Source organism: Saccharibacillus endophyticus, from assembly GCF_013185185.1.
Taxonomy (GTDB): domain Bacteria; phylum Bacillota; class Bacilli; order Paenibacillales; family Paenibacillaceae; genus Saccharibacillus; species Saccharibacillus endophyticus.
Window position 1 is genome coordinate 230,321 of the sequence record NZ_JAAZWE010000003.1, and the last position, 25,806, is coordinate 256,126.

At 53.0% G+C, this 25,806-nt stretch carries 19 protein-coding genes and 1 pseudogene; 13 read left to right on the forward strand and 7 right to left on the reverse strand.

Annotation, left to right across the window (positions count from 1 at the left end; translation table 11 throughout):
* Positions 1–87 precede the first annotated feature (87 nt).
* Entirely contained in the window at positions 88–1,053 is a 966-nt protein-coding gene (locus tag HRQ63_RS12310) for an ArsR/SmtB family transcription factor (protein WP_172243959.1), read from the reverse strand.
* A 409-nt stretch (positions 1,054–1,462) separates the two neighbouring features.
* Here HRQ63_RS12310 and HRQ63_RS12315 point away from each other — a divergent pair, with 409 nt between their 5' ends.
* From HRQ63_RS12315 to HRQ63_RS25910, 9 genes and pseudogenes are all read left to right on the forward strand, one after another.
* The gene (locus HRQ63_RS12315) at positions 1,463–3,244 is read left to right on the forward strand and encodes a glycoside hydrolase family 2 protein (RefSeq protein ID WP_172243962.1); all 1,782 of its coding nucleotides are present in this window, start codon (positions 1,463–1,465) and stop codon (positions 3,242–3,244) included.
* A 505-nt stretch (positions 3,245–3,749) separates the two neighbouring features.
* The gene (locus HRQ63_RS12320) at positions 3,750–4,127 is read left to right on the forward strand and encodes a hypothetical protein (RefSeq protein WP_172243965.1); all 378 of its coding nucleotides are present in this window, start codon (positions 3,750–3,752) and stop codon (positions 4,125–4,127) included.
* Positions 4,128–4,195: 68 nt separating this feature from the next.
* Positions 4,196–6,256: a hypothetical protein gene (locus HRQ63_RS12325; RefSeq protein ID WP_172243968.1), complete on the forward strand. Its 2,061-nt coding sequence runs from the start codon at positions 4,196–4,198 to the stop codon at positions 6,254–6,256.
* Between the two features lie 29 nt (positions 6,257–6,285).
* Positions 6,286–7,143, forward strand: a complete 858-nt coding sequence (locus HRQ63_RS12330; protein WP_172243971.1) for an ABC transporter ATP-binding protein — start codon at positions 6,286–6,288, stop codon at positions 7,141–7,143.
* Entirely contained in the window at positions 7,140–7,784 is a 645-nt protein-coding gene (locus HRQ63_RS12335) for a hypothetical protein (protein ID WP_172243974.1), read from the forward strand. The genes HRQ63_RS12330 and HRQ63_RS12335 overlap by 4 nt, the downstream gene beginning before the upstream one ends.
* Before the next feature lie 269 nt (positions 7,785–8,053).
* A complete protein-coding gene (locus HRQ63_RS12340; protein ID WP_229714173.1) occupies positions 8,054–8,470 on the forward strand; it encodes a tetratricopeptide repeat protein in 417 nt (138 codons plus the stop codon).
* A gap of 29 nt (positions 8,471–8,499) precedes the next feature.
* Entirely contained in the window at positions 8,500–10,266 is a 1,767-nt protein-coding gene (locus tag HRQ63_RS12345; RefSeq protein WP_229714174.1) for an amidase family protein, read from the forward strand.
* Positions 10,267–10,501: 235 nt separating this feature from the next.
* Positions 10,502–10,876, forward strand: a pseudogene (locus HRQ63_RS25905) (GNAT family N-acetyltransferase); the annotation flags it as partial.
* Between the two features lie 567 nt (positions 10,877–11,443).
* Positions 11,444–12,271, forward strand: a complete 828-nt coding sequence (locus HRQ63_RS25910) for a protein kinase domain-containing protein (protein ID WP_229714192.1) — start codon at positions 11,444–11,446, stop codon at positions 12,269–12,271.
* Between the two features lie 104 nt (positions 12,272–12,375).
* On the opposite strand, the gene HRQ63_RS12355 is transcribed toward HRQ63_RS25910, so the two are convergent.
* The gene (locus HRQ63_RS12355; protein ID WP_172243980.1) at positions 12,376–12,810 is read right to left on the reverse strand and encodes an RrF2 family transcriptional regulator; all 435 of its coding nucleotides are present in this window, start codon (positions 12,808–12,810) and stop codon (positions 12,376–12,378) included.
* Positions 12,811–13,100: 290 nt separating this feature from the next.
* Between HRQ63_RS12355 and HRQ63_RS12360 the strand changes: the two genes are divergently transcribed.
* Positions 13,101–13,514, forward strand: coding sequence for a GNAT family N-acetyltransferase (locus tag HRQ63_RS12360; RefSeq protein WP_172243983.1), 414 nt, complete (start codon positions 13,101–13,103; stop codon positions 13,512–13,514).
* 316 nt (positions 13,515–13,830) lie between these two features.
* On the opposite strand, the gene HRQ63_RS12365 is transcribed toward HRQ63_RS12360, so the two are convergent.
* Together HRQ63_RS12365 and HRQ63_RS12370 are read right to left on the reverse strand one after the other, a co-directional pair.
* Positions 13,831–15,042 carry a CynX/NimT family MFS transporter gene (locus HRQ63_RS12365; protein ID WP_172243986.1) on the reverse strand — a complete coding sequence of 404 codons (1,212 nt, stop codon included), beginning with the start codon at positions 15,040–15,042 and terminating at the stop codon, positions 13,831–13,833.
* A gap of 7 nt (positions 15,043–15,049) precedes the next feature.
* Positions 15,050–15,763 (reverse strand): FadR/GntR family transcriptional regulator, encoded by a 714-nt coding sequence (locus tag HRQ63_RS12370; RefSeq protein WP_172243989.1) that lies wholly within the window; start codon positions 15,761–15,763, stop codon positions 15,050–15,052.
* 370 nt (positions 15,764–16,133) lie between these two features.
* Between HRQ63_RS12370 and HRQ63_RS12375 the strand changes: the two genes are divergently transcribed.
* Entirely contained in the window at positions 16,134–17,099 is a 966-nt protein-coding gene (locus HRQ63_RS12375; RefSeq protein WP_172243992.1) for a cation diffusion facilitator family transporter, read from the forward strand.
* Between the two features lie 113 nt (positions 17,100–17,212).
* Here the strand turns inward: HRQ63_RS12375 and HRQ63_RS12380 are convergent, their stop codons facing one another.
* A complete protein-coding gene (locus tag HRQ63_RS12380; protein ID WP_172243995.1) occupies positions 17,213–18,175 on the reverse strand; it encodes a DMT family transporter in 963 nt (320 codons plus the stop codon).
* Between the two features lie 137 nt (positions 18,176–18,312).
* On the opposite strand from HRQ63_RS12380, the gene HRQ63_RS12385 reads away from it, so the two are divergent.
* Entirely contained in the window at positions 18,313–19,704 is a 1,392-nt protein-coding gene (locus HRQ63_RS12385; RefSeq protein ID WP_172243998.1) for an aminotransferase-like domain-containing protein, read from the forward strand.
* A gap of 19 nt (positions 19,705–19,723) precedes the next feature.
* Positions 19,724–21,769, forward strand: a complete 2,046-nt coding sequence (locus HRQ63_RS12390; protein ID WP_172244001.1) for a Na+/H+ antiporter — start codon at positions 19,724–19,726, stop codon at positions 21,767–21,769.
* A 404-nt stretch (positions 21,770–22,173) separates the two neighbouring features.
* On the opposite strand, the gene cydC is transcribed toward HRQ63_RS12390, so the two are convergent.
* Both cydC and cydD read right to left on the reverse strand, forming a co-directional pair.
* Positions 22,174–23,937, reverse strand: coding sequence for a thiol reductant ABC exporter subunit CydC (gene cydC, locus HRQ63_RS12395; protein WP_172244004.1), 1,764 nt, complete (start codon positions 23,935–23,937; stop codon positions 22,174–22,176).
* On the reverse strand, positions 23,934–25,754 hold the full coding sequence (gene cydD, locus HRQ63_RS12400; RefSeq protein ID WP_172245048.1) for a thiol reductant ABC exporter subunit CydD: 1,821 nt from the start codon (positions 25,752–25,754) through the stop codon (positions 23,934–23,936). The genes cydC and cydD overlap by 4 nt, the downstream gene beginning before the upstream one ends.
* Positions 25,755–25,806: the final 52 nt, after the last annotated feature.

Below are 25,806 nucleotides of genomic sequence, written 5' to 3' on the forward strand. Positions count from 1 at the left end.
GCGCAAAGCGAGCCGTTCGGGGAACGGATATTTTTTTCGAATTGTAGTCGCACTCTACCGACCTGCCGACCGGACCCGCCCGACTTTTTAACTCCGAACTTCTCGGCTGCTGTCCGAAAACTTTACCGAAATCTCGATATCCCGGTCGTAGTTGCCGAAGCCGCGCCCGAACAAACTGACGCCGCCGGCATTGGCGGCGTCTGCCCGGCTCTCGATCCGCAGCGGGATCTCGCGGCCCCCCGACAGGGAAGTGTTCGACAAGCTGCCCGGTGCCGAAATGCCGAGATCGGCCGCGGTGACGTCCGACAGCTTGAGTCCGTCCATGAACGTGCCGTCTTCGCGAACGGACAGCGTCTTCAGCAGGCCGTACTGGCTGCTTTGCTCGTCCCACCATTCCGGCGTGTACAGTCCGCGCGTGCCGCCGAAATTACCGGGACAGATCCACGTTCCGACATGCACGCCGCCGAGGCGGAACGAAATATCCGAAGGCCAGTTTGCATTGTAGCCGGGAGCTTCCGAACCGAGTTCCAGCGTGATCGAGATTTCGCGCACGCTCTGCGTGCCGACCAGATAATTCGGTATCCGGTATTCCACATAGCCGGACCCGAACCAGAGGTGCCGGGCTCCGACATGCTGCGGGTCGGCAAAGTAGCGCGGGTCGTCCATCATGCCGATCAGGCGTTTTTCCGAAGCCAGGCCGCAGGTCGGTCGGACTTCGTGATCGGCGTATTGGCCGACCGGAATCGAGACGGAATAAGCGCTGCGCTGCTCTTCCGAAGGCCGGGAACGGAAATTCAGGATAAGGCTGTCTACGGCCAGGCTGCACAGCTTGCGGCGCCCGCGCGTTCCGGTGACGCTTTCCGACGTGAGCAGTCCCGCGTTTTCCATCTTTTGCACATGCTTGGTCACGATCGCCGACGACAGCTCCAGCACTTCGGCCAGCTCGCCGACGCTCATCGGACGCTCGCCCAGCAGCTCGATCATGCGCACGCGGGTTTCGGAGGCGAAGCATTCGAGGAGAGGCATGTTGTTGAGGGTGACGGGAATATTCATCGTTTTCTCCTTTTCAACGGGAAGATTCTGTTTGGGCAAGCATGGGCGGCTCCGGGGAGTTCTTGTTTCGGTCGCGTGTTGAAATCGGGAAACTGGATTAGATTGGAATAAGGACGTTTCCCGATTTCAAAGGCGAACATTTCATTCCTACACAAGAACTCCCCTCCGCCTTAAGCTTGCGCGAACAACCTCCCCTTTCAAAATCGAACAACTCGATAGGCAAAGGGGAAGAGAAAAGAAAAGACCTAATAACTAAAAGCTAAAAATAAGATATGAACAGATTATATAACTTAAAAGTTAACTTATCAACTTATAGTTGACTTGAATAATCGGATCGGGCATACTGTTTTCGAAGGATGTAAGCGTTATTTTTATAACTCAAAAGTTAATGAAAAAAGGAGAGATAAAAATGGGCACGATTCAGGGAACGGAGAAGGCGATTTATCGAGCAGAGCATCCGAGACCGCAGTTTGTTCGGGAGGCTTGGGTGAATTTGAACGGGGAGTGGGAATTTGCGTTCGACGACGACAATGCCGGAGCGGGGCAGGGTTGGGCTCAGGGGGACAAAGCGTTCGAGCAGAAGATTCAGGTTCCGTTTGCTTTTCAAAGTAAACTGAGCGGGATCGGGGATCCTGATTTTCATGATAACGTCTGGTATCGCCGGGAGTTCGAGGTGCCGGAGAATTTTGCGGGGAAAAACGTGCTGCTGCACTTCGGGGCGGTGGATTACGAAGCGAAGGTCTGGGTGAACGGGGTATTCGTGGTGCGGCATGAGGGCGGGCATACGCCGTTCAAGGCCGATGTCACGCATGCGTTGAAAAGCGACGGCACGCCGAATACGCTCGTGGTTCAGGCGTTGGACGAGAGTTTGAATTTGGAACTTCCGCGCGGCAAACAGTTTTGGAAAAAGGACTCGGCGAGCATTTTCTATACGCGCACGACGGGCATTTGGCAGACGGTATGGATGGAAGCGGTAGCGCCGATTTATCTGGAAAAAGTCAAAATCACGCCGGACATGGACAAACGCTGCGTGGAGATCGTGCCTTATATCGGAAATTTCGCGCCGGGGAAAAATTTGCGTCTGCGCGTTTCGGTTTCTTTTGACGGACAACCGGTCACGGAGCAGACGTATACGATATCGAGCCGCACCGTGCGCCACGCGATCGGACTGCCCAACTTCAACTTTCATGAACGCGAGACCTGGTGGTCGCCGGAGAATCCGAGTTTGTACGATATTTCGTTTACCCTGATCGAAAATGATGCGGAGACGGACCAGGTGAACAGTTACTTCGGGATGCGCAAAATTTCGATCGACGGGGGCAAGCTGTGTTTGAACAACGGCCCGTACAAAATGAAGCTGGTACTCGATCAGGGCTATTTCCCGGACGGCAACCTGACTCCGCCGAGCGACGAAGACATCCGGCGGGACGTCGAGCTGACGAAAGAAATGGGCTTCAACGGCGCGCGCAAACACCAGAAGCTCGAAGATCCGCGTTACCTGTACTGGTGCGACGTGCTCGGGCTGCTGGTATGGAGCGAAGCGGCCAACGCGTATACCTATTCGGACGAATACGTGGAACGCTTCAACCGGGAATGGATCGAATCGATCGACCGCGATTACAATCACCCGTCGATCGTCGTCTGGGTACCGCTCAACGAAAGCTGGGGCGTGCCGGATCTGGCTCGGGACCGGGTTCAGCAGCACCATTCCGAATCGCTCGTTTACCTGAGCAAATCGCTCGACCCTACGCGTCCCGTGATCTCGAACGACGGATGGGAGCATACGACGAGCGACCTGGTCACCATTCACGATTACGAGTGGCAGCGCGAAGTGCTTGAACAACGCTACGACGATGCGGAAAAAGCGCTCGGCCTCATGCCCGGCGGCCATCCGATCATGGCTTACGGCTATGCGTACCGCGGCGAGCCGATCCTGGTCACGGAATTCGGCGGCATCGCGTACAAAAAAAGCGACTGGGAAGGCTGGGGTTACTCCGGCGCGTCCAGCGACGACGATTTCGAGCAGCGCCTTCGCGACGTGATCGATCCGCTGCTCAAGTCGGAGTTGGTGCAGGGTTACTGCTATACGCAGCTTACCGACGTCGAACAGGAGATCAACGGGCTGCTAACCTACGATCGGGTACCGAAAATTCCGCTCGAAACCGTTCGCAAGATCAACGAAGGACGTTGAAGAATAGCAAGCGATTGACTCTGCAATTCCCGCAATCGGAAGCGTTCGCGCTTATCGGAGGCGGGTTTATTTTATTGATTCATTAGTCCTGATTTAGTAGGAAATAAATATTATTTTTTATATTTAAATATATTATTGTTGTAAAATATTTTTTTTGTATTATTATTGTAATTGTGGATGGATGAAATATAATTATGAAATCCATTGTTCACTATAAGTAACGCGTATACATAAAAGAAAGTTTTTATTTTGTTTGTTTTAGAGTTTTTGACTCTATCACAATAAAAAAGCCGTTAAGCTCAGTCTGTTAAGAGACCGAATGAGCTTAACGGCGGTGGCCTATCCCTCTATGAAGCGAAAGGAATAAGTATTCTTAATTTTAAAACAGAGGATACCCTTTTGCAAATAGAGAATAGAGGCAATTGACAGAGGAAGGAGGAAGCTTTTTCTTTATGTTTAGTCTTATTTTTAGATAATTCAAATACTTAACAAAATGGAGGAAAAAATGAATATTAAAAAAATCGCATTTTCTGGAGTGGCTGCTGCGATGATTCTGGGAAGCGCTGTTGCTTCTGCTGCTGGAACTAGCTCTGCTACAATTGGATACTATGATACTGGAGCTAACGGTTCTGCGATTAACATGCTGGGCGCGGTTTCTCTTCAAGGTTATAATAGCGCCAGCTCCGACAATACACTGTGGGTCAATTTGAAACGGCGAGATGGTGGCATTGATAACGTAGTTACCAATACGCATTTGAATAAAAGTCAGAGTACCAACTGGAATTATCAAACGGGTGCACAAAGTTATCAGTATTATATTAACCTGGACCCTAACGGAACTCTGTATGATAGCTGCATTGGTAGTGGCTCAGCCACGAACTGATAGTCGAATAAAGGAAGGACGCAAGAAGAGGGCATCTATGCCCTCTTCTTTTATAAAAGGAGAATGACATGTTAAGAAAATTGGGCAAAAGTTTGTGGGTTGAGATTGTTTTAATTAAAAGAAGCCTTTTTATCTTGCTTTTTATGTTGAGTGCCTTGGCAATCCTTTTTTCAATTATGTGGCAGAGACTTGACCATCAGGATGTGGGCGGGGCCTTAACGGCAACAGCAGCAATTGTCCAGATCGGGATTTTCGCTTTTTTGGTTTTAGGATTTATTCTAAGTGTACGAGAGAAAAGAGTTTCATCAGATGAAGTATTCCAAGTCATCCATTCAGCGCCTGGCATCAAACTTATAAGTAAAGGAAGTCTTTTATTTATTTTAGGCTTATTTTTTATTGTCATCGCATGGATTAGTGAAGTTGTACTGCTGTTTATGCAAAACATTGACCCTGTGTTTTATTGGAAATCTTTATTGTATTTTGTTCTTTATTACTGGATTCCGTTCTTTTTATCGGGATTGATCGGATTACTATTAGGAACTTTTATGCGAAGTCGATTAGTATACATATTGCTTGTTGTTATCGGAATTTTTATTGGCCCGCTAAATATGCTTATTCTTGAGAATGTGATGGTCGTATTCAATTGGGATCTGACCCGAGTCTTATCCATCCTTAATCTGGGACAGTCTGATATTGCAGCCGCATTCGACCCTTTGTATGGCTATCCTCTTGAATTTTCCAGGTGGATGGTTAAGCTGGTCTGGTTACTTCTGTTGGTTGGTGTACTGATCGTCGTTGCGTCTTGGAGCAATAATCATCGTTTTACTCAGAAAGCTGTTATTTCTGCATCCATAAGTTGGCTTCTTGCCAGTACAGCTTGCATAGCAGCTTCGTTTCCAGATCAAGTCCCGGTTACAGTAATGACTACTGAAAATTCCTATATCAAAGAGGAACAGCAAGCTACGCCTATCGCTGAAGATATTTTTGCAATGAATCCTGAATTTAAAATTACATCTTACGAGGCGGACGTTAGCACTTTTCGTAAACTGAAGGTGTCGGCTACTATTAATATCGAATTAAACGCTCCACTGGACAGACTTGATTTTACTCTTTATCGGAATTTTAAAGTCACAAGCGTCCAGAACCAAACAGGCGAAAAAATCGATTTCAAACAAGAAGGCGATCATGTGAGTGTTTTATTAAAAGAAGAATATCCAGCCGGAAGTACAGAGAAATTTCAATTTGCCTACTCTGGAATCAGTTCTCCTTATTTCTATGCAAACGAACAGGCTGTACTCCTTCCGGGCTATTTTCCATGGCTTCCTGTAGAAGGAAAGTACCCAGTTGCCGTAATGAGGGAGAACGGCTTTCTCAGACACACACCACCTCCAGCAAGAGATTCGGTTCCTTACACTCTTCATTATTCCGGTCCTGGAAAGACTTATAGCAATTTGCAGCAAGGTAATGGCGCTACGTACACCGGTACATCTTCTTCAGGACTCACCTTGATTAGTGGGATGATTGGTGAAACAACGGAAAAAGATAAAAAACTGGTTTATCCGCTTGCATTAGCTGGCGGTGTGAAGGCAGCAGCGCCGGCTTTCGTAAATCGTTTTGACCAAATGTTGAGCCGTATTGAAGAAGACTTGGATCTTGCAGTAACTTCTAAAGGCAAAGACGATTCTATTTTATTTCTTCCTATTCCCTTAGAATCCAATAAGTATTGGGAAACGATCTGGCATTCAGATCATCAATGGATTGTGTCCGTGCATAACGGTTACGAGGGGAAGTGGGTTTTTGAACAGCAGGCAGCCAGTCCTTCTGCAGTCATATTGTCATTGCTGAGGACCAAAGAAACGATAAAAAAAGAAACATTTTTAGACGGATTTTGTGCAACTTATAGTTATTGGTATAGCAAACGTTATAGTGAGCAGCCAGAGAATACCCTTCAATTTCTAATTAATGATTATCAAAACTCAAACTGGTCGGTAGAAGTTGCAACGTTAGAGAACGTTCGGAACTTTATTGACAATTCATCGGAACAAGAAGTACAAAGATTTTTTGGTACTTGGTTAGAGATGCTGGAAACGAATACAGGAGACTACAAGGATTTAAACGATATGTTGTGAATGAAATATAGATAATAAGGAGCGCTTTTATGCAAAACTTAGAATTAAAACAAATTTCGAAAGTTTTCAGTAAAAATAAGGTTCTGGATGATATTACTCTAACCATTCCGCCAGGAAGTTTTGGGCTTTTGGGTCCAAACGGAGCAGGCAAAACAACCTTAATGCGTATCTTGGCTACGTTGATCGAACCTTCTTCAGGAAAAATTGAATATGGTACAGTCGATTGGCGGCAGAAAGGGAATGCAAGACAACTAATCGGTTATTTGCCGCAAAAATTTTCGATGTACAAACATATTAAGGTTAAAGAAGCGCTTAAGCATATTGCTGATCTAAAAAATCTTCCGACTTTAACTGAACAGTCTTTGAAAGAAATATTGAATAAAGTAAATTTGCATGAGCAAGCAGATAAAAAGATTGGCACTCTGTCTGGCGGAATGATCCGCAGATTTGGCATAGCACAGGCTATTATCGGGGAGCCTCGTATTATTATTGTAGATGAACCAACAGCGGGGCTCGATCCGGAAGAACGGATTCGGTTTCGTAAAGTTCTACGTAATCTATCCCAGAACTCTACAGTGTTAATCTCAACGCATATTGTTGAAGATATTGAAGCGACTTGTAGTGCAGCAGCTTTTTTGGTTGACGGACAATTGGTTAGATCGGGTAGCATATCGGAGATAGCGCGTATAGCGGAAGGAAAGGTATGGGAGTTGGAGGTGGGAGCAGGAGTTTTCTATGAAGATCAGTGGGAAGTGATGTCAAGTCGAGCGGTTGGCGACAAGAAGATTCTCCGTATTTTTTCGGAAACGCAGCCGCCTAATGCAATTTCTGTTCCGCCGTCCTTGCAGGAAGGTTATCTATATATCACAAGGAATAACAGCAGATGAGAACAATTCAACGAACATTATTTGACTGGAGAGCTATGGGTTGGAATGCCTATATTCCTTTAGTCACAGGTTTAGTTGTATTGGCCTACAGTTTATTGGCTAAAGGAGAAGAAAGGTCCATTCTTTCTATGATGGAGATTCTTCTTCCTGCGTTCAGTGCTTGGTGGAGCATCTTTATTTTTCAAGACATATTGGATGAACCCGGCGGAGAGACCTTGTTCAGTTATCCTCAATCAAGATGGGCAATCGGATTGAAGCGCGTTCTTATATTTTTTATGCTTTATGTACTTCTTATCACCTTGATTCTCTTGGTCTACTCTTTGATTTTGAAGCATTCCTTTTGGGGAGTGACAGAGCTACAACTTATCGTTCAATCTTTATTCTTCTCGGCATTAGGTTATTTTCTGGTCGTTTTATTAAAAAGTTGCAGTTGGGCTATGCTGGTGACGGCTGCCTATGTAAGCTTTCAAGTCTTGACTCGTGGTTCTGTGTTTCCTTGGAGTAACCTCTACTTTTTTCATATTCACAGGCCGTCGGGACCGGAAGTATTGAGTAAGTTGGTTGTGATTCTGGTCGTTGGATTAATTCTTCTATTTAGTGCGCAGCTTGCAATCAATCGTTTGGAAAAATTTAATGAATGATAAATATATGTAATCCCTGTTTCGCTTGTATTCAAACTTCCTGAACTTTGGGATAGTGGATGCGGGCGATTTTTTGTCTTTCCAATTCAAACTATTGCGATTCCGGTCGTGTTAACATAATGAGAATAAGAGGTCACGCACATACATTATGAATACTGGCAGGAATGGGGGATCCTCGGTTGAGTACAAAAGCGATTCTAATAGATGAACATCTTGCAGTAGCTTTGGTACTCCGCCGCAATGGTCAAGGCGAAGAAGCCAGGCTGTAGATGCTTGAGCTGCTGGCCGCGTTCGGCGAATCGGCCAAACTGCTATGTGAGCTGGCTTCGACGCATGACAATTTGGGGCTGGAGCGACAAGCGGTTCCGTATTATGTCCGCAGTCTGGAATTGGGGCTCGGCGCACCGGATCGAGCGGAGGCGCTGTTGGGATTGGGAAGCACCTACCGTGCGTTGGGCGAATACGAACAAGCGGAAAATGTGCTGCGCGCCGCCGCTGCCGAATACACCGAGCATCGCGAGCTGCGCGTGTTTCTGGCGATGGCGCTGCATAACCTGGGCAAGCATGCCGAAGCGATGGAGCTTTTATTGAAAGAAATTGCCGATCATTCGAGTCATATAGGGGTACAGAGTTATCAGAAGGCTATTGCTTTTTACGCGGATCGTCTGGATAAGGTCTGGGATTAAATAGAGAGTGAACAGGAGGTCGCCGATCCATGCAGGAAAAATCGAAACCGTCCGCTTCGGGCGAAGCCGGAGCTGCCGAAAATAATAAACGTCCCGATCCCCGCGGCATTCCGGTCGAAAACGAAGTGGTGAAGCCTCAAGTCGATGTCGCCCATCCCGAAAGTCAGGATCTGGCCTCCATTTTGGAAGCGGCTTCGGGATGGAAAGCTTCGAAAACGCCGCTGCCGCAGCGCGAATCGAAGCCGTTGGAACTGAAGCTGCGGATGAAAAAAGGCGAGAACGAAGACGTGCCGACCGCTTCGGAAAACGCCAACCGCAACGCGCTCAGCCATAATGCGGCGCACGATCGGGAAGAAATCAAGGATGAAGACCTGCTGGAGCTGACCATCGAGCAGTTCAAAGAAAAATTGCAAAGCGGCAACTGGACGTGCGTGCAGCTGACCGAAGCGTATCTCGACCGGATCAAGCGGCTGGACGGCAAACTGAACGCAGTATTGGAGATCAACCCGGATGCCGTGGCGCTTGCCAAGCAGTTGGACGACAACTTCGACGAACTGGGCTCTTTGCCGCTGTACGGCGTGCCGATCCTGCTCAAAGACAATATCGATACCGCGGATCGCATGACGACGGCAGCCGGCTCCTTGGCTCTGGCAGGCCGCCGTGTCAAGCAGGATGCTTTCGCGGTAGCCAAGCTGAGAGACGCGGGCGCGATATTGCTGGGCAAAGTCAATATGACGGAATGGGCCAACTACATGTCGCGGGAAATGCCGTCCGGTTACAGCTCGCGAGGCGGGCAAACGCATAATCCGTACGGCGATTATCCGGTCGGCGGATCGAGCAGCGGAAGCGCCGCCGCAGTATCCGCCAACTTTTGTCTCGGCGCGATCGGTTCGGAAACGTCGGGCTCGATCGTCAATCCGTCCGCGTATCAATCGGTCGTGGGCATCAAGCCGACGGTAGGCCTGATCAGCCGAAGCGGGGTGGTTCCGCTGACGTTGACGCAAGACACGCTGGGCCCGATCGCCCGCACGGTGCTCGATGCCGCGCTGATTCTGGAAGCGATGGCGTTCGGCGACGAAGCGGATGCCTGCACGCTGCTGCCGCAGCGTCCGATCTCGTTTCTTCCCGGCCGCGACGTGCTGCCTGTCCGGCTAAAAGTCGGCGTGGCCAAGCAGCTTTCGGACGAACTCGACGAAGAAACGGCAGCCGTATTCGAACAGGCGCTGAGCGGTTTGAAAGCTGCGGGAATCGAAATCGTGCGCGATTTGGACATGCCGGCTTATAACGACGAATGGAACGGAACGGTGATGCGCCGGGAATTCAAAAGCGCGATCGACGCTTTTCTCGCCGCGCAGCCCGAAGGTACGGTACCTGCGCACCTCGGCGAAATCATTGCTTTTAACCGGGAACACGAAAGCGAATGCTTGCGTTACGGTCAGGATTTGCTGGAAGAGTCCGAGCGGGACGGCGGCAGCCTGGAAGACGAGGCGTATCGAACGAGCAAAGAACTCGGCGTTCGCCGTGCGGGCGAGGAAGGGATAGACCTGGCGTTGAGGCAGTACGAGGTGCACGCGTTGGCCTTCGTCGATTCTTCGGGGGCCGATCTGGCTGCGCGCGCGGGCTATCCGTTAGTGTCCGTACCTGCCGGTTACACCGCGTCGGGTCGTCCCGTCGGTCTTTTATTATCGGGAACCGCGATGTCCGATCCTCTGTTGATCGAAATCGCGTACCGCTTCGAACGCGCGGCGAAGAAGCGGAAAACGCCGGAGATTTCACTGTCGGAAGCATCCCCGTGACGGTGCCTGAAAACGATCAGGATGAAGTCCGACCATTCAGCAGGATATCCGCTTTTCGCGGCGAAGCTTCTTTTACGCACAATATCGGAAGTTCGGAGACAAAAGGCCGGGCGGCAGCGAGCCTTGACTGTCGAAGCTGCAAGCTTATTTGTACAGGGGAGGGGACAAGATGGAGAGAGAAAAAGAAGCCGTCGAGCATGAAGCGATACCGGAAGCGTTGATCCGCACGCCCCGTATGCAGATTCGAAGGTTTGCGCAAAGCGAATGGATGCGCCTGCTGGCTTACTTGCAGGATGACGGCATTGCGGACAGTTTCCCGGAAGGCGCTTATACGGAACGGCGACTTCGCGACATGACGGCTGATCCGCATCTGTACGCGTTAGTTTCGGAAGAAGACGATGAAGTGATGGGGCACGCTTTCTGCCGACCGGGCGTCCAGCCGCTGACGGGAGAGCTGGGAATAGGCGTTCGTTCGGATTACCGCAGACACGGCTATGCCGGCGAAGCGTTCCGCGCGCTGCTGGCTCATTCGTTCGGGGAACTCGGCCTGCATCGGCTCACCGTGACCTGCCCGCCGGAAAATCTGGCTTTACGCGCGCTGCTGGAGAAGACGGGCATGCGGATGGAAGGCTTTTTCCGTCAAAGCTTACCGACCGCGGACGGAGAATGGAAAGACGAATGCGTGTACGCGCTGCTTCGGGATGAATGGCGGGTACAGGAACGTTTGCTGGAAATGAAAGAAGAAGAGTTGACGGCGGTCGAGACTGAAAACGAGGCGGCTTTCGAAACACGAATAGCCGCATCGACAGCGGCTCCGGAGACCCCCGATATCGCTTTGGCGAATCACGAAACGCGGCAGCAGGAGGAAGAACGGACAAAAGCGGAAACGGTTGTTTTGACGAAAAGCCATGAGGCTTCGCAGACTGCCGATACTGTGGTTCAGGACAGCGCTGCCGATGCGAATGAGCCCGAACTTCAGCCTGCGCAGCCCGAGTTCGATCCGAATGTTCCGCAGGTGACGTTCGCGACGGGAGAAGCGGGAGGACCCGGTCCGTTCGCTCCGGTCCTGCCGCCGCTTGGCGGAAGCGTGGAGCCTGCAGCTTCCGCAGAGGCGGTTACGGTATTGGGTACGGTAGTGGGTGTGCAGCGTGCGGTCGAGCCGGATCCGCTGGGCGGGTTGATCGAGCAGCGAATTGACGGCGTTCCCTTTTTGCTTCGGCGTCCGCATGATTTCAATTGGTTGGCGCCGTTCGGTGTTGTTTTCCGGGTCTGGGATCGACAAGATTCCGGCAATATCGCTTTCGGATTGAAAATTGAAGATCAGCAGGTATTTATCAAATATGCCGGAGCGGCGACTGCCGATTATGAAGGACATCCCGTCGATGCGGTTCGTCGTTTGCGGGAAGCGGCCAACGTGTACGAAATTCTGGAACATCCGACGCTGGTGCGTCTGCTCGACCATTTCGAAACGGAAGACGGTTACGCGATGCTGTTCGAGTGGACGGAAGGCGAACTGCTGCGCCGCGACGATGCTCCGTCCTCCCCGATTTCGAGATTCCGCAGACTTCCGATCGAGGAGCGGATCGACGCCGTAGAGCGTATTCTGGATTTTCATGCCCATGTGGAGGCTTTCGGTTATGTGGCAATCGACTTTTATGACGGCAGCCTGATTTATGATTTCGAACGCAAACGGATCACGATCTGCGATATCGACTTTTACAGTCCGGCACCGTATACGAACGAAATGGGCCGGATGTGGGGTTCTTCGCGGTTTATGTCGCCGGAAGAGCACGAGCGGGGGGCGGCCATCGACTCGCGGACGAATGTGTATGGACTCGGTGCGATGGCATTCTGTCTGCTCGGCAGCGAAACGGATCGTTCCCGCGAACGGTGGGAAGCCGGGGAAGCGTTGTTCGAACTTGCGGCGCGTGCCGTCTCGCTGGATCGGTCCGAGCGGTGGGAGACGGTGGCGGAATTGCTGGAGGCATGGAGAGCGGCGCGATAACATTTTTCAAACGGGAGTCGAAAGAATAAACCCAAAAAAGATCCGGTCTGCCGTCTGAGAGCGGGACCGGATCTTTTTGATGGAACACTATGTCGTGAAAAGCATCATCGATCTTCTTGCGATACGGCTCCGTGCTCGGCGAGATGGGCGGCCATTTTGTCGGCAAGTTCGCCGATCGTGGTCGCCCGCAGATGATCGTCCATCTTGCGTTCGGATTCCCGCATGACCGACTCCACGAGGCAGCCGGGACCGTTGGATTCGCAGCCTTTGAACAGCGGCGTATTGCCTTCGATCGCTTGAATGATATCGAGGAAAGAAATATCGTCTTTATTGCGGCGCAGGCAGTATCCGCCTTGCGCGCCGGAGTAAGAATCGACCAGTCCGGCTTTTGCCAGCTTGGTCAGGATTTTCGAGAGATAGGTAGGCGAGACGTTCTGTCTAGCCGCCAGTTCCTGCACGCCGATCTTGACTCCCGGTTTGCGCGCAGCCAGATCGAGCATCGTATGCAGCGCATAATTGGTGCCTTTGGAATAATTCATCGCTAACCATCCTTATATGAAATGATCGCCCGCCGGACGCTCCGCCCATGCCGGTTTCTTGATTCCTTCCATTGTCGCAAGCCTTGGGAGCGGCGTCAATGTTAATAGGAAAGAAAAAGAAGGAAATGCGTTTGTGCGGGGGATTCTTTGTTGTTATGATTGAAGCGGATTAGAGCATGCAAAGGAAGCGCCGCCGAATTTGAACATGGTCCTGTCGTCCTGCAAGAAATAAACGGAATAAGCATAGGCGATTTCCGAGTCGAATCGAATTGAAACGGGAGGCATCCATCATGAAGATCCGTTATCTGACCACCCTCGATAGCATCAGCGAATCCGATTTGGCCGAGGGCTTTTTCGAAGGTTGGCCGGACCCGCCGAGCTATCCGAATTTTATTCGTCTGCTGCACGGTTCGTCTCATGTGGTACTTGCCGTGGAGGAAAGCAGCGGCAAAGTGGTCGGCTTTATCAACGCGCTGTCCGACGGCGTGCTGAGCGCCTATATTCCGCTGCTCGAAGTCATTCCCATGTATCAAGGCAACGGCATCGGTCAGGAATTGGTCCGCCGCATGCTGGAACTGTTGAACGGACATTACATGATCGATCTGATGTGCGACGCCGAGCTTGGAGGTTTCTACGAAAAAATCGGCATGCACCCGTCCGGCGGAATGATTCTGAGAAACTATAAAAATCAATCAGGCATGTAAGACGAAGCCGTTGTTACCCATAGCAGTCATCCAAAAAAGCTCGCCCGCGAATATCTTTTCGCAGGCGAGCCTTTTTTTATTCGATGAAGCCAATAACTTCATCCATATTCTTTAATCATTCCCTTCCCCTTAACCCAAGGAGGAAAGTTCTTTTCGCCGCGAAGCGTAGGGCGGAGGGGGAAGTTCAGTGAAAGACGCCTTTGAACTCGGAAAATTCCTTATTCAATCCATCCATTTTCCGAGTGAGACAGCGACTTGAACGAACTTCCCCCGCAGCCGCCCCCAGCTTCCCCAAGCGAACAGGACTTCCCCTCACTCACTCATGCACAAACTTTCCTCCTCGCCCTGCAACCAGCCCGGTCAACAGATAAGCCGCCGTAATCCCGAACATCACGTAATACGGCACAGTCCATCCGCCCGTGGCATCATGCAGCGCCCCGTACAGCAGAGGCCCGCAACCTGCGAGCAGATAACCGACCGATTGCGCCATCCCCGAAATATCGGCCGCTTCGGAAGCATTTGTGGTGCGAAGCGAGAAGAACATCATGATCAAGCTGAACGAGAATCCGCCCGCGATGCTGAAGAACACGATCGCGACAATAATGATCGGCAGCGAACCGTTCGCGAACAAAAAGCCCAGAATTCCGACGATATAACAAGCCGAGGTCATAATGATAAGTATGCGCTGATCCTTCATTTTCGAAGCCGCGATCGGCGCAATGAAGTTGATCGGAATCATCAGCATCTGGAACAGCGAAAGCATGTATCCGGCCACGACCGGATCCAGATTTTGCGCGTGCATCATATTCGGCATCCAGGCGACCATGATGTAGTAGATCGACGACTGCATGCCCATGTTCACGGTAATCATCCAAGCCAGCGGCGAACGCCAGATGCTGCGCTTCGGCACGTCCGGAGCGTTCGCGTTGGACGCGCGCGTATTGCGGGCGAGCTGCGGAAGCCAAGCGATCAGGCCGATCGCCGACAAGATCGTCCAGATCAACAGCGAACCGCGCCAACCCATGCCCGTATTCGAGATCGGCACGCTGAGCGCGGCGGCTGCCGAAGCGAAGATCCCCATCATGATCGAATACAAGCCGGTCATGACGCCGACTTTTTGCGGGAATTCCCGTTTGATGATGCTTGGCAGCAGCACGTTGAACACCGCGACGGCCAGGCCGATCAGGAACGTGCCCGCCATTAGCGATACGGCGCCGCCGAAGGGGCGGAACAGGCTGCCGATCACGATCAGGACGAGCGATACGAAGATCATGCGCTCCGCGCCGTACTTTCGCGCCCATTTCGCGACGAACGGGGACAGCAAAGCGAAGGCCAGCAGCGGCAGCGTAGTCAAAAAGCCCGCCGTCGTGCTCGACAGCGACAGCGCGCCGCGGATGGTATCGATGATCGGACTTAGCGAAGTAATATGCGTGCGCAGATTGGCCGCGACCAGCAGGATGCCGATCAGCAGCAGATAGTAGACGCGGTTCGACGCGTCTTCCGTGCGCGGGAATTCATTTTTTTTCATGTTCAGATTATTCTCCGTTTCCAGATAAATTCAAAGAGTTCGAGCCGTCCGTTTCCTCGTGAGGAGACTTGAATAGCGCGATATAACGGTCGACGGCACGCACCGCGGCTTCCGCATCGCGATTCCGGATCGCGGCAATCAGCGCAGGGTGACCGACTTCGGAATGACGCTCCGGGATAAAGCGGTTAAAGAAGAACGAGATTTGCAGTTTCTCGAACAAATTCTCGTACAGGTCGATCAGCAGTTGATTATGCGAAGCCATCACGATCGTCCGATGCAGCATCCAATCCGCTTCCCGGTAGGCTTCGTGATCATTGCGTTCGATCGTTTCGAAGCACTGCTTCGCATACTGTTCCATCTGCCGAAGCTGTTCGTCCGTACGCCGCAAGCAGGCAAGCGCCGCGGCTTCCCGATCCAGAGCATGTTGGACTTCCAGCGCTTCGATCACCGACGAGCGGCTCATGCGCTTATGAAGAATGGCACTGAGTTCGCTGGTGGCGGTGACAAAAGTTCCGTCGCCTTGGCGCGTCTCCAGCAATCCCACCTGAACGAGTCCCCGGATGGCTTCGCGCAGCGTATTCCGGCTGACGCCAAGCTTTTCCATCAGGTCGGCTTCGCGCGGAATGCGGCTGCCAATCCCCCATTCGCCGTCCGTGATCAGCCGTTCCAGTCTTGCGTAGACTTGGCCGGACAGCGTTTGTTTTTCCAATTTCTCGAACATGGATACTCCTTTCTAAAGGTAGGATGATTGGTTCTTTCACTTGAGCAAGTATATAAGTTTTGACGTATGTTGTAAAGACGCAGAAAACCAAGAAAAGGATTCCCAAACAGCTCCCGATAACGTATAATTAACAATCTTGACGTCTTTTCGAGACAGGTTACAGGTACGTTGACCGCGCTCGACGGGAAGCCTGCGTTCAACTTATGGAAATCGCGATCTATACAAATTCAAAGTGTTCGGAGCGGAATCATGAAGAGATCAAACGAGGAACCAACAGAATATCGCGTTTTTTGCAAAAGTTCGAGTAGATACAACGGATCGAACTTTTTTTGTTTCCTTAAGGCAAGAAAAGTGACGGAGGGAAGAAGTTATGGAGCAGGAGAAAAATCAGTCGATCTTCGCGGCGTGGATCAGTCTGATCAGTAATGTGCTGCTCACGATCATCAAGGTTGTCGTGGGATTGCTGTTCAAAAGTCCGGTATTGATCGCCGACGGCGTGCATAACGCAGGGGATGTGATCGCATCGGCGGCGGCGCTGGGTTCGATGCGGATATCGAGCCGCCCGCCGGACGAGGACCACCCGTACGGACATGGTAAAGCAGAAGTGATCGGGGCAAGCGTCGTCGCGACCATTTTACTGTTGGCGGCTTTGTATGTCGGGTATCATTCGGCCATGGCTCTGTTCGAACCGATGCCGGAAGCCCATATCGTGGCGTTGATCGCCGCCGTCGTATCGTTGATCTGGAAGCTGTGGCTGTACGTGTATACCATCGGAATCGGTCGTCGCGTCAATAGCAAGGGGCTGATCGCGACGGCACAGGATCATTTAGCGGACGTATATGCGTCAGGCGCGGCAGTGATCGGGATCGGGCTGGGTTTGCTCGGAGAATCGTTGAACATGCCGATGCTTGCTTACGCCGACCCGATCGCGGGGATCATCGTGGCGGTGCTCGTGCTGAAGCTGGCTGCGGATATGGCGCGCGAGTCGATCGATATTTTAATGGAAAAAGCAATCGGGACCGAAGAGCTTGAGGCGCTTGAAAGCATCGTTCGCGGCGTAGAAGAAGTCAAGCGGATTGACCGCATTCGGGCTCGCGAACATGGTCAATATATCATTATCGATCTGCGGGTCGGCGTGGACGGACAGATGACGATTCAGCAGGGGCATGACGTCATTCGCAAGATCAAAAAGGCCATTCTTTCGACCCATCCCAATGTCAGCGAAGTGATGATTCATTTGAATCCGTGGTACCCCGGCGCTCCCGAAGCGGATAAAACCGAAGTTTCGCTCAGTATCGACGGTTCGGGTACAGGCACGACCAAGCTGGAAGATTGAACAAAAAGCTGTACGGCTTTCGCTGAAGGGGTTATCCCGCCGCGAATCGCCGAACAGCTTTTTTATCATATACATTCCGCATTGCTTTTAGCGTTGACAAGGTGCTTTATGCCTTAGTCTCCGTTGGAAGCATGCGGGTTCGCACTTTTTGGAACGCTGGACGAAGCTTTCGACTTGCGTCCGGCCAACGCGGCTCCGATTACGCCAGCGACAATAGCCGCCGCCCCGAGCAAAGCAGCCAGCCCGACTTGTTCGCCGAGAATCAACGCTCCCGCAGCCAAGGCTACGACGGCGGAAAGGCTGCCGAAGACGCTCATGCGCGAAGCTTCGATCCGGGAAAGCGCGTAGTTGGACAGGTACGAAGTCACCAGCGAAGACAGAACGCCCAGGTACAGCATCGCAATCAAGAAAGAAGGCGAGGACAGCGGCGCAAGCAGCTCCGGCAATGTCCCGCTTGCGGCATGACGGATAAGCGCCGACAGTCCGAAGCCGACGAAGCCGAGCAGATTCATGAAATAAGTCAATTCTTTGGGCGTGTAGCTTTGGCTAAGGCGGCGCGTGAGCACATTGTACCCGGCTTGCGAGAAAGCAGAGCACACGATGAGCAAAATACCTCCGATACTGGCCGTGAACGCCGCGCCTTCGCGTCCGGCAAACAAACAAGCAACGCCGACAACCGACAGTAAAGTGAACAACGTTTGCGCTTTGCCTGTACGTTCGCGAAGAACAAGAGACGCCAAGAGCAGCGTGAATACGGGAACCGCCCCCTGAATCATCCCGGCCTCGGCCGAAGTGGCATGAAGCAGGCCGAACGTTTGAAAGCTGAAAAAGGCAATCGGGTATAAAGCGGTCAAAGGAATCAGTTTTAAAGCACCGCTTCGAATTTTTCGCACGCCGCTTCGTCCCGGAAAAGCAAACAGCGTAGCAGCAATGAAAGCAAACAGAAAACGATAAGCCAAAATATCCAGAGGATCTTCGGTTTGCAGAGCGATTTTCACGAATAAAAAGGAGAAGCCGATAATAAGAGCACTACCGATCGCGGCCGCATAGGCACGTTTAACTGAGGGATTGGGCATGATTTTTTTAACCTCCGAGCTTTCAAGTCTTATGACGCGGCCGCATCTGTAATCTTTATTTTAAAGACGGCAATCCCATGTTACAATGTACATATTCATGATCTGTACCGGTACAGATTGGAAGGAGGAAGCCGCGGATGTACAAATACATGGAGCTGCTGAACGAGTTGGAACGGATGATCGCCGGATCGCTCGCGGAAGGAGACAAGATGCCTTCGATCCGAACCTTGTCCGAACGTTATGCGTGCAGCAAAAGCACCGTGATCCGCGCGCTGTCCGAGCTGGAACGTTCTCATCTGATTTATGCGTCGGCGAAGAGCGGATACTATGTATTGGGCAGCGCGCAGAAGGAGGAACGGCCGAGCGGGACCATCGACTTTGTTCGTTCTGCGCCCGACCCGGACATTTTCCCGTATCTGGATTTTCAACAATGCTTGAACAAAGCAATCGACACATACCGCAACGAGCTGTTTATTTACGGAACGCCGAAAGGGCTTCCTTCGCTGATCAAGGAAATGCAGCGCCATTTGGCGGATTATCAGGTGTTTGCGGAGCCGGAGCGAATATTCATTACGTCGGGTGTCCAGCAGGCGCTGACTTTGCTTGCGGGCATGCCGTTCCCGGATGGGCGGAAGACCGTGTTGGTCGAGCAGCCGAGCTACCCGTTGTTCACGGATTATTTGGAGGCGCATCGTATTCCGGCTGTCGGGATCAGGCGGGACGCGGACGGGATTGATCTCGACGAGCTGGAACGGATTTTTCGGGGCGGCGGGATCAAATTCTTTTATACGATTCCCCGTTTCCATAATCCGCTCGGCTGCTCATATACGCGACGGCAGAAGGAAGCGATCGCGGAATTGGCTGCGCGGTACGGCGTGTATATCGTCGAAGACGACTATATGGCCGATCTGGAACAGGATGCAAAGTCGGATCCGCTATATGCGTACGATCGGGCCGAGCGAACCGTTTATTTAAAAAGCTACTCGAAGATCCTGTTCCCCGGTCTGAGAGTAGGCGTCGCGGTGCTGCCGAGCGAATTGGCGGAAGCGTTCGGGCGTTATAAAAAGCTGCTCGATATCGACAGCTCGATGCTGTCGCAGGCCGCTTTGGAATTGTATTTGAAAAGCGGCATGTTCGCGCGGCATAGGGAAAAAATCCGTAACCGATATAGTCGACGCTCGGAACTGCTGGGTGAAGCTGTTCGACGGGCGAAAAAGGCGTACCCTGATGCTTTTACAGGTCCGCTTCCGGCCGCGGGCGGCATTCATACGCATCTTCTGCCGCGGGCTCCCGCTGCTTTGTCTTCGGCCGTGGAAAAATTGCGCAGCCGCTGTATCCATGCAGAAAGCGCAAAGGGGCACTATCTATCCGGATTTCGTGCCGAAGCGATGTTGAAGCTGAATGTCTCCGGCGTGCGCGACGAGGAGATTGCTTCCGGTGTCGACGCCGTTGCCGAGGAGTTGGCGAAGGCCGTGCATCGGGTATTGCCGAATTCAAAGATCAAGTTCGACAGGAGTAAACAGGATTGAAAAAAGGAGCGAATGCCGCATGGAGCTTTTTATCAGTATTTTGGTCATGCTCGCGATCATCGGGATCTCGAACGTAATCAACCGATTTCTTCCGTTCGTTCCCGTACCGATCATCCAGATCGGTCTCGGCGTTACGGCCGAACTGCTTCCGCCGCATATCCATGTGCCGCTGGAGCCGGAATTATTCCTTGTTTTGTTTATCGCGCCGCTGTTGTTTAACGACGGACGGATTATTCCGCGAGGCGAATTGTGGAACTTGAGGGCGCCGATTTTGCTGCTGGCGCTGGGACTCGTCTTCGTCACCGTCGTCGTATTCGGCTATTTGATTCATTGGGTCATCCCGAGCATTCCTTTGGCCGCGGCGTTTGCTTTGGCGGCGATCCTGTCGCCGACGGATGCCGTGGCGGTCGGTTCGATCGCCGGACGAATCAAGCTGCCGAAAGACATCATGCGCCTGCTGGAAGGCGAAGCGTTGGTCAATGACGCATCCGGTCTCGTCGCGTTCAAGTTCGCCGTGGCTGCCGCGGTAACGGGCGCGTTCTCGATCTATCAAGCTTCGTTCAGTTTCCTGTTGATCGCGATCGGCGGTCTGCTGGTCGGAGCCGTGCTGTCTTTCGTCATTATCCGAATCCGCGTATTTCTGCGCCGTTTCGGCATGGAAGACGAGACCCTGCATGTATTGATTCAGCTCGTAACGCCGTTCGTGCTGTACTTGGTCGCCGAGCATCTCGGATTGTCCGGCATCTTGGCCGCCGTCTCGGGCGGCGTCGTGCACGCGATCGAGCGCGATCGCGCCGAGTCGGTGCGCGTCAAGCTGCAAGTCGTATCGACCAGCACATGGGCGGTCTTCCTGTACGTCTTGAACGGTCTGGTATTCGTACTTCTGGGCCTGCAGCTTCCGGAAGTGCTCGGAACGGTATTCGAAGATCCGGCAATCAGCAGCTTCGGCGCGCTGTGGCATGTGACCTGGATATCGGTCGGGCTGATCGTGCTGCGGTTCCTGTGGATCTATGCGTATTGGTTTTTTACAAGTCGGGGCGGCGGCGGACTCGGACGTACCGGCAAGTCGCTGTTTCAAGCGGCGCTGCAAACGGCTTTGTCCGGCGTGCGCGGAGCCGTTACGCTTGCGGGCGCGTTTTCGATTCCGCTCGTCTTGAACGGAGGCTTGGCTTTCCCGGAACGCAACCTGATCTTGTTCCTGGCGGCCGGCGTCATCTTGTTCACGCTGCTGGCGGCCAGCATCCTGCTTCCGCTGCTGTCGGGTAAAGAAGCGGCCGAAGCGCCGAAAGCCGAACAGCCGCTCAAGCGTCGTATCCTGAGCGCGATCGCGCAGCGGATCGGGCAGGACGAACTGGACGAAGGACGTTCGGGCGTCGCCGCGACGGAAATTCAAGATTTCACGAAGTATTTGCAGCGGATGGAAGAAGCGACGACCGCTTACGCTTCCGATCCCGAAGCGCCGCGGCGCGAAGCCGACCTGATGTACGCGGGTATCCGCGCGCAGCGCCGCGAACTCAGTAAAATGGTACAGGACGGCGATCTCGGCCAGGAAGAAGCGACTCCGATTTTCGAGCATCTGGCAAGGATCGAAGAAAGCATTCCGGGTCGCTTGGAAGCGCGGGTTACCGCTCCGGCCGCCGATATCGGCCGCTTTGCGGCTGCATTGTTCGCCCGCGGCCGCCGCGGCGAGTTGACGGATAAGCGCGCGTACTGCTCGCTCCAGACCGCTAAGACCCGCATGGCTCAAGCCGCGATCGAAGCGATCAACAAGCGCACGAACGACTCCAACCGCGCCGAAGCCAAGCGTTTGACCGACGGTTACAATCAATTGATCGGCCGTCTGGCCAAAGCGGATTTCGGCCTGATCGAGGAAGAAACTGCGGAAGAACGAGAGGAACGCGAAGAGCGGATGCAAGAGCGTTTGGCCGCGATTCAAGAACAGCGCGACCATGTGCAGCGCCTGTTCGAAAAAGGCGAGATCTCCCGCGAACTGGCGGGCCGCCTGCGTCAGTTTATCCGTTACTTGGAGACGGACGTGCCGGAGGAAGAGAATTTCGGACACTAAAAAAGAAGCCCGAACTTTCCGCAAAGGAAGGTTCGGGCTTCTGGTCTTGAATCGTGCAACATCACGGTCGAGTTCATAAACCGTGTCTCTGATTAAAAATGAAACAGTAGGCAATCGGTCTGGAGCAAGCCGAAGTGTGCGGTTTCGCTGCCGCTGTCACGTTCGGTAAACTTTAACGGATCGAGACGACGCTTAAAAACTGTTTTTGAGGATTTGAAAATTCTAACGGATTCACGTGACGCTTAGAGCAGGAATTGGCTTGATTTTGACGGAAAAACAGCGAAAAAGGCGACTAACGGACATGCGATCCGTTAAATTTGCGAAAGGGGTTGATTTCGGCTTGTAACGGATATGCGATCCGTTAGCCGAGCCGTTCGTTTGTCTCGTTCTTGTAATGCTCGCTCTCAACCGGATCGACGAGCTCCACTTTCCCTCTCGCGGTCCGTAAAATCTTCCCCGACCATCTGCTGCTCCAACTGCTTCATCTCGTAGAAGTAGCCTTTGCGCTCCAACAAATCGTCGTACGTCCCCGTCTCCACGATCGTTCCGCGGTCCAACACGATGATCTGATCCATCTGCTCCAATCCCGCCAAGCGGTGGCTGACCATCACCAGGGTATCGTCCTTCGAGCGTTCCAATAGCAGATTCAACACCCGGCGTTCCGTTACGTAATCGAGCGATGAGGTCGGTTCGTCCAGCAGCCAGAGTCGACCGGATTTGAGCAGCGCGCGGGCGATCGCCAGCCGCTGCTTTTCGCCGTCGGACAGATTTTCGCCTTTTTCCAGCACGAGGTCATCCAGCTTCTTGCTTGGCAAATCGACTTGTTTCAGCATCGCACGCAATTCTCGATCATCACGCGATTCGTCTTCGAGCAGCAAGTTCTCCCGAATCGTTCCCCGGAAAAAGTGTCCTTCTTGCAAGACGACGTTGCTTTTGCGCCACAGGTCTTCGTCGTTCAGATCCGCTGCGGACATTCCGTTCAACAGCACCTGACCTTGCGTCGGATCATGCAGCTTAAGCAGCAGTTCCAGCACGCTTGTTTTCCCCGAACCGCTTGGTCCGACGATTGCGGTTTTCGATCCGGCATCCAGCTTCAGCGAGACTTCGCTTAATACGGGCCGCCAGTCTTCCGCATAGCGGAAGGTGACGTTTTGCAGCTCAACCGAAATCGCTTGGCCTCTGTCCAGCATACCCGACGGCTCGACTTTTTCTTGTTCTTCCCCGTCGAAAGTCTCGGCCAGCCGCTTCGCCGCGAATTCGCTGTCCCGTTTATAAGCAGGCAATGTCGCCATCGCAGCCGATTCGTCGAACACGGTCATGGAAGCCATGATCAACATCGCGAGGAACACGCCAGCCATCGATCCTTGCACGATCAGATACGCCCCGAGCACCAACACGCCCCAGGATACGAAAAACGTAATAAAGCTATGCAGCGATTGCCCGCGCAGAAGTCGCAGCGCATCTTCCTGCTGGGCTGCCGTCAATGCGTCGGAAGTGTCCAGCAGTTTCTGTTCGCGCTGCTTCAGCCGACCGTACACTTTCAGATCGATAAAGCCTTGCAGCATCTCGGTCGTCTCGGCGGACAACTCGGCCCGCTGCTTGCGAACCCGACCGTCGGCTTTACGTTGGCTTCCGCGCACGATAGCCGGTACGACGAACGCCGTGATGACCATGCCGACGACAAGCAGCAAAGCAATCCAGATCGAGAAAAAGGAAGCGAAGATCACGGTAGCGAGAAACACCGACACGACGATGATCGGCGGATACGCCACGCGCAGGAAGTAAAATTGCAAGCTTTCGACGTCCCCGACAATCCGCGCCAACAGATCCCCGCTCCGCTGCCGATTCAGGATTCGCGGCGTCATGGGAACCAGTTTGCCGAAGAAAGCGGTACGTAGACGGCTAAGCAGGGAAAAAGTCGCCCGGTGCGAGAAAAGCCGCTCTCCGTAGCGGCTTGCCGCGCGTGCCAGCCCGAGGATTTTGACCAGCGACGTTAAAATAATCAAGGTGTACAGCGGCGGAACGAAGACGGTTTTCGAGATCAGATAGCCGCTGGTCGAGAACAGGACAACGCCGAAGATTCCTGCCAAAAAACCGCCCAGAATCGACAGTAAAATGTCTTTGCGTTCGTTAAGCATGGCTTTGATAAAAATAGAGCGTTCGTTCATGAGCCGACCCCCTGACGTCCGATGTTCACCATCTCGGCATATTGCGGCAGCGTATCCAGCAGTTCTTCATGCGTGCCGCCGCCGATCAGCGTGCCTTGCTCCATGAACAGGATGACGTCCGCGTGACGGATCGTATGCAGGCGGTGGGCGATGGTGATGACGGTCGCTTTGCGCGACAGTTCATTCATGGCACGCAGCAAGATGCGTTCCGTATGCAGATCCAGACCCGTCGTCGGTTCGTCAAAAAGGAGTACCGTAGGCCGCTTCAGGAACGCACGGGCCAACGCCAAACGCTGCTTTTCGCCGCCGGACAATCCTCTTCCGCCTTCGCCGACGAGCGTATCGTAACCCTGCTCCAGTTCGGCCGCGAGCGCAGCGAGTCCGGCGGATTCGGCGGCATGAACGATCTCTTCCCGCGAGACGTCGCGGTCTGCGCCGATCGCGATATTTTCGGCAAACGTGCCCGAGAAAATATGCGGATGCTGCGTGATATAGCTGACCTGGCGGAACCATTCGTCCTCGCCTGCTCCTGCGGCAAGCGACTGACCGTTCACCGTGACCTTGCCGGATGAAGGAGGCAGCAGGCCCGCGATCAGATGCAGCAGCGTCGTTTTGCCGGAGCCGCTTTTGCCTACGATCGCGATCTGCTTGCCGGGGTGGATCGTCAGTGATCCGGCGTTCAGAACGAAGGTATCCGCGCCGTAGTCGAAACCAAGTTCATGGAGTTCGATAACGGGAGGTGCGGCGGACAAAGAGGTTTTGGCGCTTCGCCCGGCGGATAACGAAACAACGTTGCTTTGGGGCAGTTTAATATCCGTTGGAGCTTGAGCATCGGCAGAACGCTCCGCGTGTACCGACGCATTTAGCGGAGATGAAGCGTCTGCGGTCAGCGCGGCTTCGATGTTGCGGATCGCGCCGAGACTCGTTCGGCCACCGTGAAATGCCGTGCCCATATTTTTCAGCATGTTATAAAATTCCGGCGTCAACAGCAGAATCAGAAACGCCGTATGGAACTGCATCGTTTGGAATACAACCAGCTGCAAAGCCAGTTCCAGCGCCACGATCCCGATCCCCAGCATCACGATCGTTTCCAGCGCGAACGTATTGGTGAACGCGACGCGCAAAATACTCATTGTCGCGTCGCGGTAGGATAAACTGCTGCGCTGGATTTCTTTTTCCTGGCGCTTGGCCCGTCCGAACAGCTTCAACGTTACCAATCCCTGCAAAGAGTCAAGGAAGGTTCCGGAAAACCGGGCGAGCTGCTCGAACTTTTCTTCCGACTTATGCTTGGTCTGAATGCCGACCAGCGCCATGAATAACGGAATGAAAGGCGCCGTGAACAGCAGGATCAGGCCCGACGGCACATGCAGGATGAACACGGCAACGAGAATCAGCAGCGGAATGATCGAAGCTTCGGCCATTTTCGGCGCGTATTGGCTAAAATAACTATCGGCTTCGTCGACGGCGTCCAAGGTCACGCTGACTTTGCCGCCTGTTTGGCCTTGACGGGCGGTCAGCAGCGGATTAGCGGCAAGCAAGCGCAGCAGGCGTGCCCGCAGATCGCGCTTGGCATCCGCGGCAATGCGCAGTCCGATGCGTCCGTTGGCGTAGGCCAGCCAGGCGCGCACGGCCATCACGGCCAGCAGAGCGGCGAACACCGCGATCATCGAAGCCAGCGGAGCGTTTTCCACAAAAATACGCTGCACCGATTCCGCCAGTAAAACCGCTTGTCCGATCGTCGCCGCGCCGAGTGCCAGCGAGAGGATTCGGAGCATGGAAGTTCGCTTTTTCTGTGCGGCCATCAGTTCTGCCAGCATGCCGCTTTTGCGGTTCGACCTTCTTTTTTCGCTCCTTTTCACGGTAGATGCC

Bases quoted from the DNA above. Each gene is read 5' to 3' on its own strand.
- HRQ63_RS12340 (WP_229714173.1), top strand. From the start codon at position 8,054: ATGCTTGAGCTGCTGGCCGCGTTCGGCGAATCGGCCAAACTGCTATGT.
- HRQ63_RS12360 (WP_172243983.1), top strand. From the start codon at position 13,101: ATGAAGATCCGTTATCTGACCACCCTCGATAGCATCAGCGAATCCGAT.
- HRQ63_RS12375 (WP_172243992.1), top strand. From the start codon at position 16,134: ATGGAGCAGGAGAAAAATCAGTCGATCTTCGCGGCGTGGATCAGTCTG.
- HRQ63_RS12335 (WP_172243974.1), top strand. From the start codon at position 7,140: ATGAGAACAATTCAACGAACATTATTTGACTGGAGAGCTATGGGTTGG.
- HRQ63_RS12310 (WP_172243959.1), bottom strand. From the start codon at position 1,053: ATGAATATTCCCGTCACCCTCAACAACATGCCTCTCCTCGAATGCTTC.
- HRQ63_RS12355 (WP_172243980.1), bottom strand. From the start codon at position 12,810: ATGAATTATTCCAAAGGCACCAATTATGCGCTGCATACGATGCTCGAT.
- HRQ63_RS12390 (WP_172244001.1), top strand. From the start codon at position 19,724: ATGGAGCTTTTTATCAGTATTTTGGTCATGCTCGCGATCATCGGGATC.
- cydC (WP_172244004.1), bottom strand. From the start codon at position 23,937: ATGAACGAACGCTCTATTTTTATCAAAGCCATGCTTAACGAACGCAAA.
- HRQ63_RS12315 (WP_172243962.1), top strand. From the start codon at position 1,463: ATGGGCACGATTCAGGGAACGGAGAAGGCGATTTATCGAGCAGAGCAT.
- HRQ63_RS12345 (WP_229714174.1), top strand. From the start codon at position 8,500: ATGCAGGAAAAATCGAAACCGTCCGCTTCGGGCGAAGCCGGAGCTGCC.
- HRQ63_RS12325 (WP_172243968.1), top strand. From the start codon at position 4,196: ATGTTAAGAAAATTGGGCAAAAGTTTGTGGGTTGAGATTGTTTTAATT.
- HRQ63_RS12330 (WP_172243971.1), top strand. From the start codon at position 6,286: ATGCAAAACTTAGAATTAAAACAAATTTCGAAAGTTTTCAGTAAAAAT.
- HRQ63_RS12380 (WP_172243995.1), bottom strand. From the start codon at position 18,175: ATGCCCAATCCCTCAGTTAAACGTGCCTATGCGGCCGCGATCGGTAGT.
- HRQ63_RS12320 (WP_172243965.1), top strand. From the start codon at position 3,750: ATGAATATTAAAAAAATCGCATTTTCTGGAGTGGCTGCTGCGATGATT.
- HRQ63_RS12370 (WP_172243989.1), bottom strand. From the start codon at position 15,763: ATGTTCGAGAAATTGGAAAAACAAACGCTGTCCGGCCAAGTCTACGCA.
- HRQ63_RS12365 (WP_172243986.1), bottom strand. From the start codon at position 15,042: ATGAAAAAAAATGAATTCCCGCGCACGGAAGACGCGTCGAACCGCGTC.
- HRQ63_RS12385 (WP_172243998.1), top strand. From the start codon at position 18,313: ATGTACAAATACATGGAGCTGCTGAACGAGTTGGAACGGATGATCGCC.
- cydD (WP_172245048.1), bottom strand. From the start codon at position 25,754: ATGCTGGCAGAACTGATGGCCGCACAGAAAAAGCGAACTTCCATGCTC.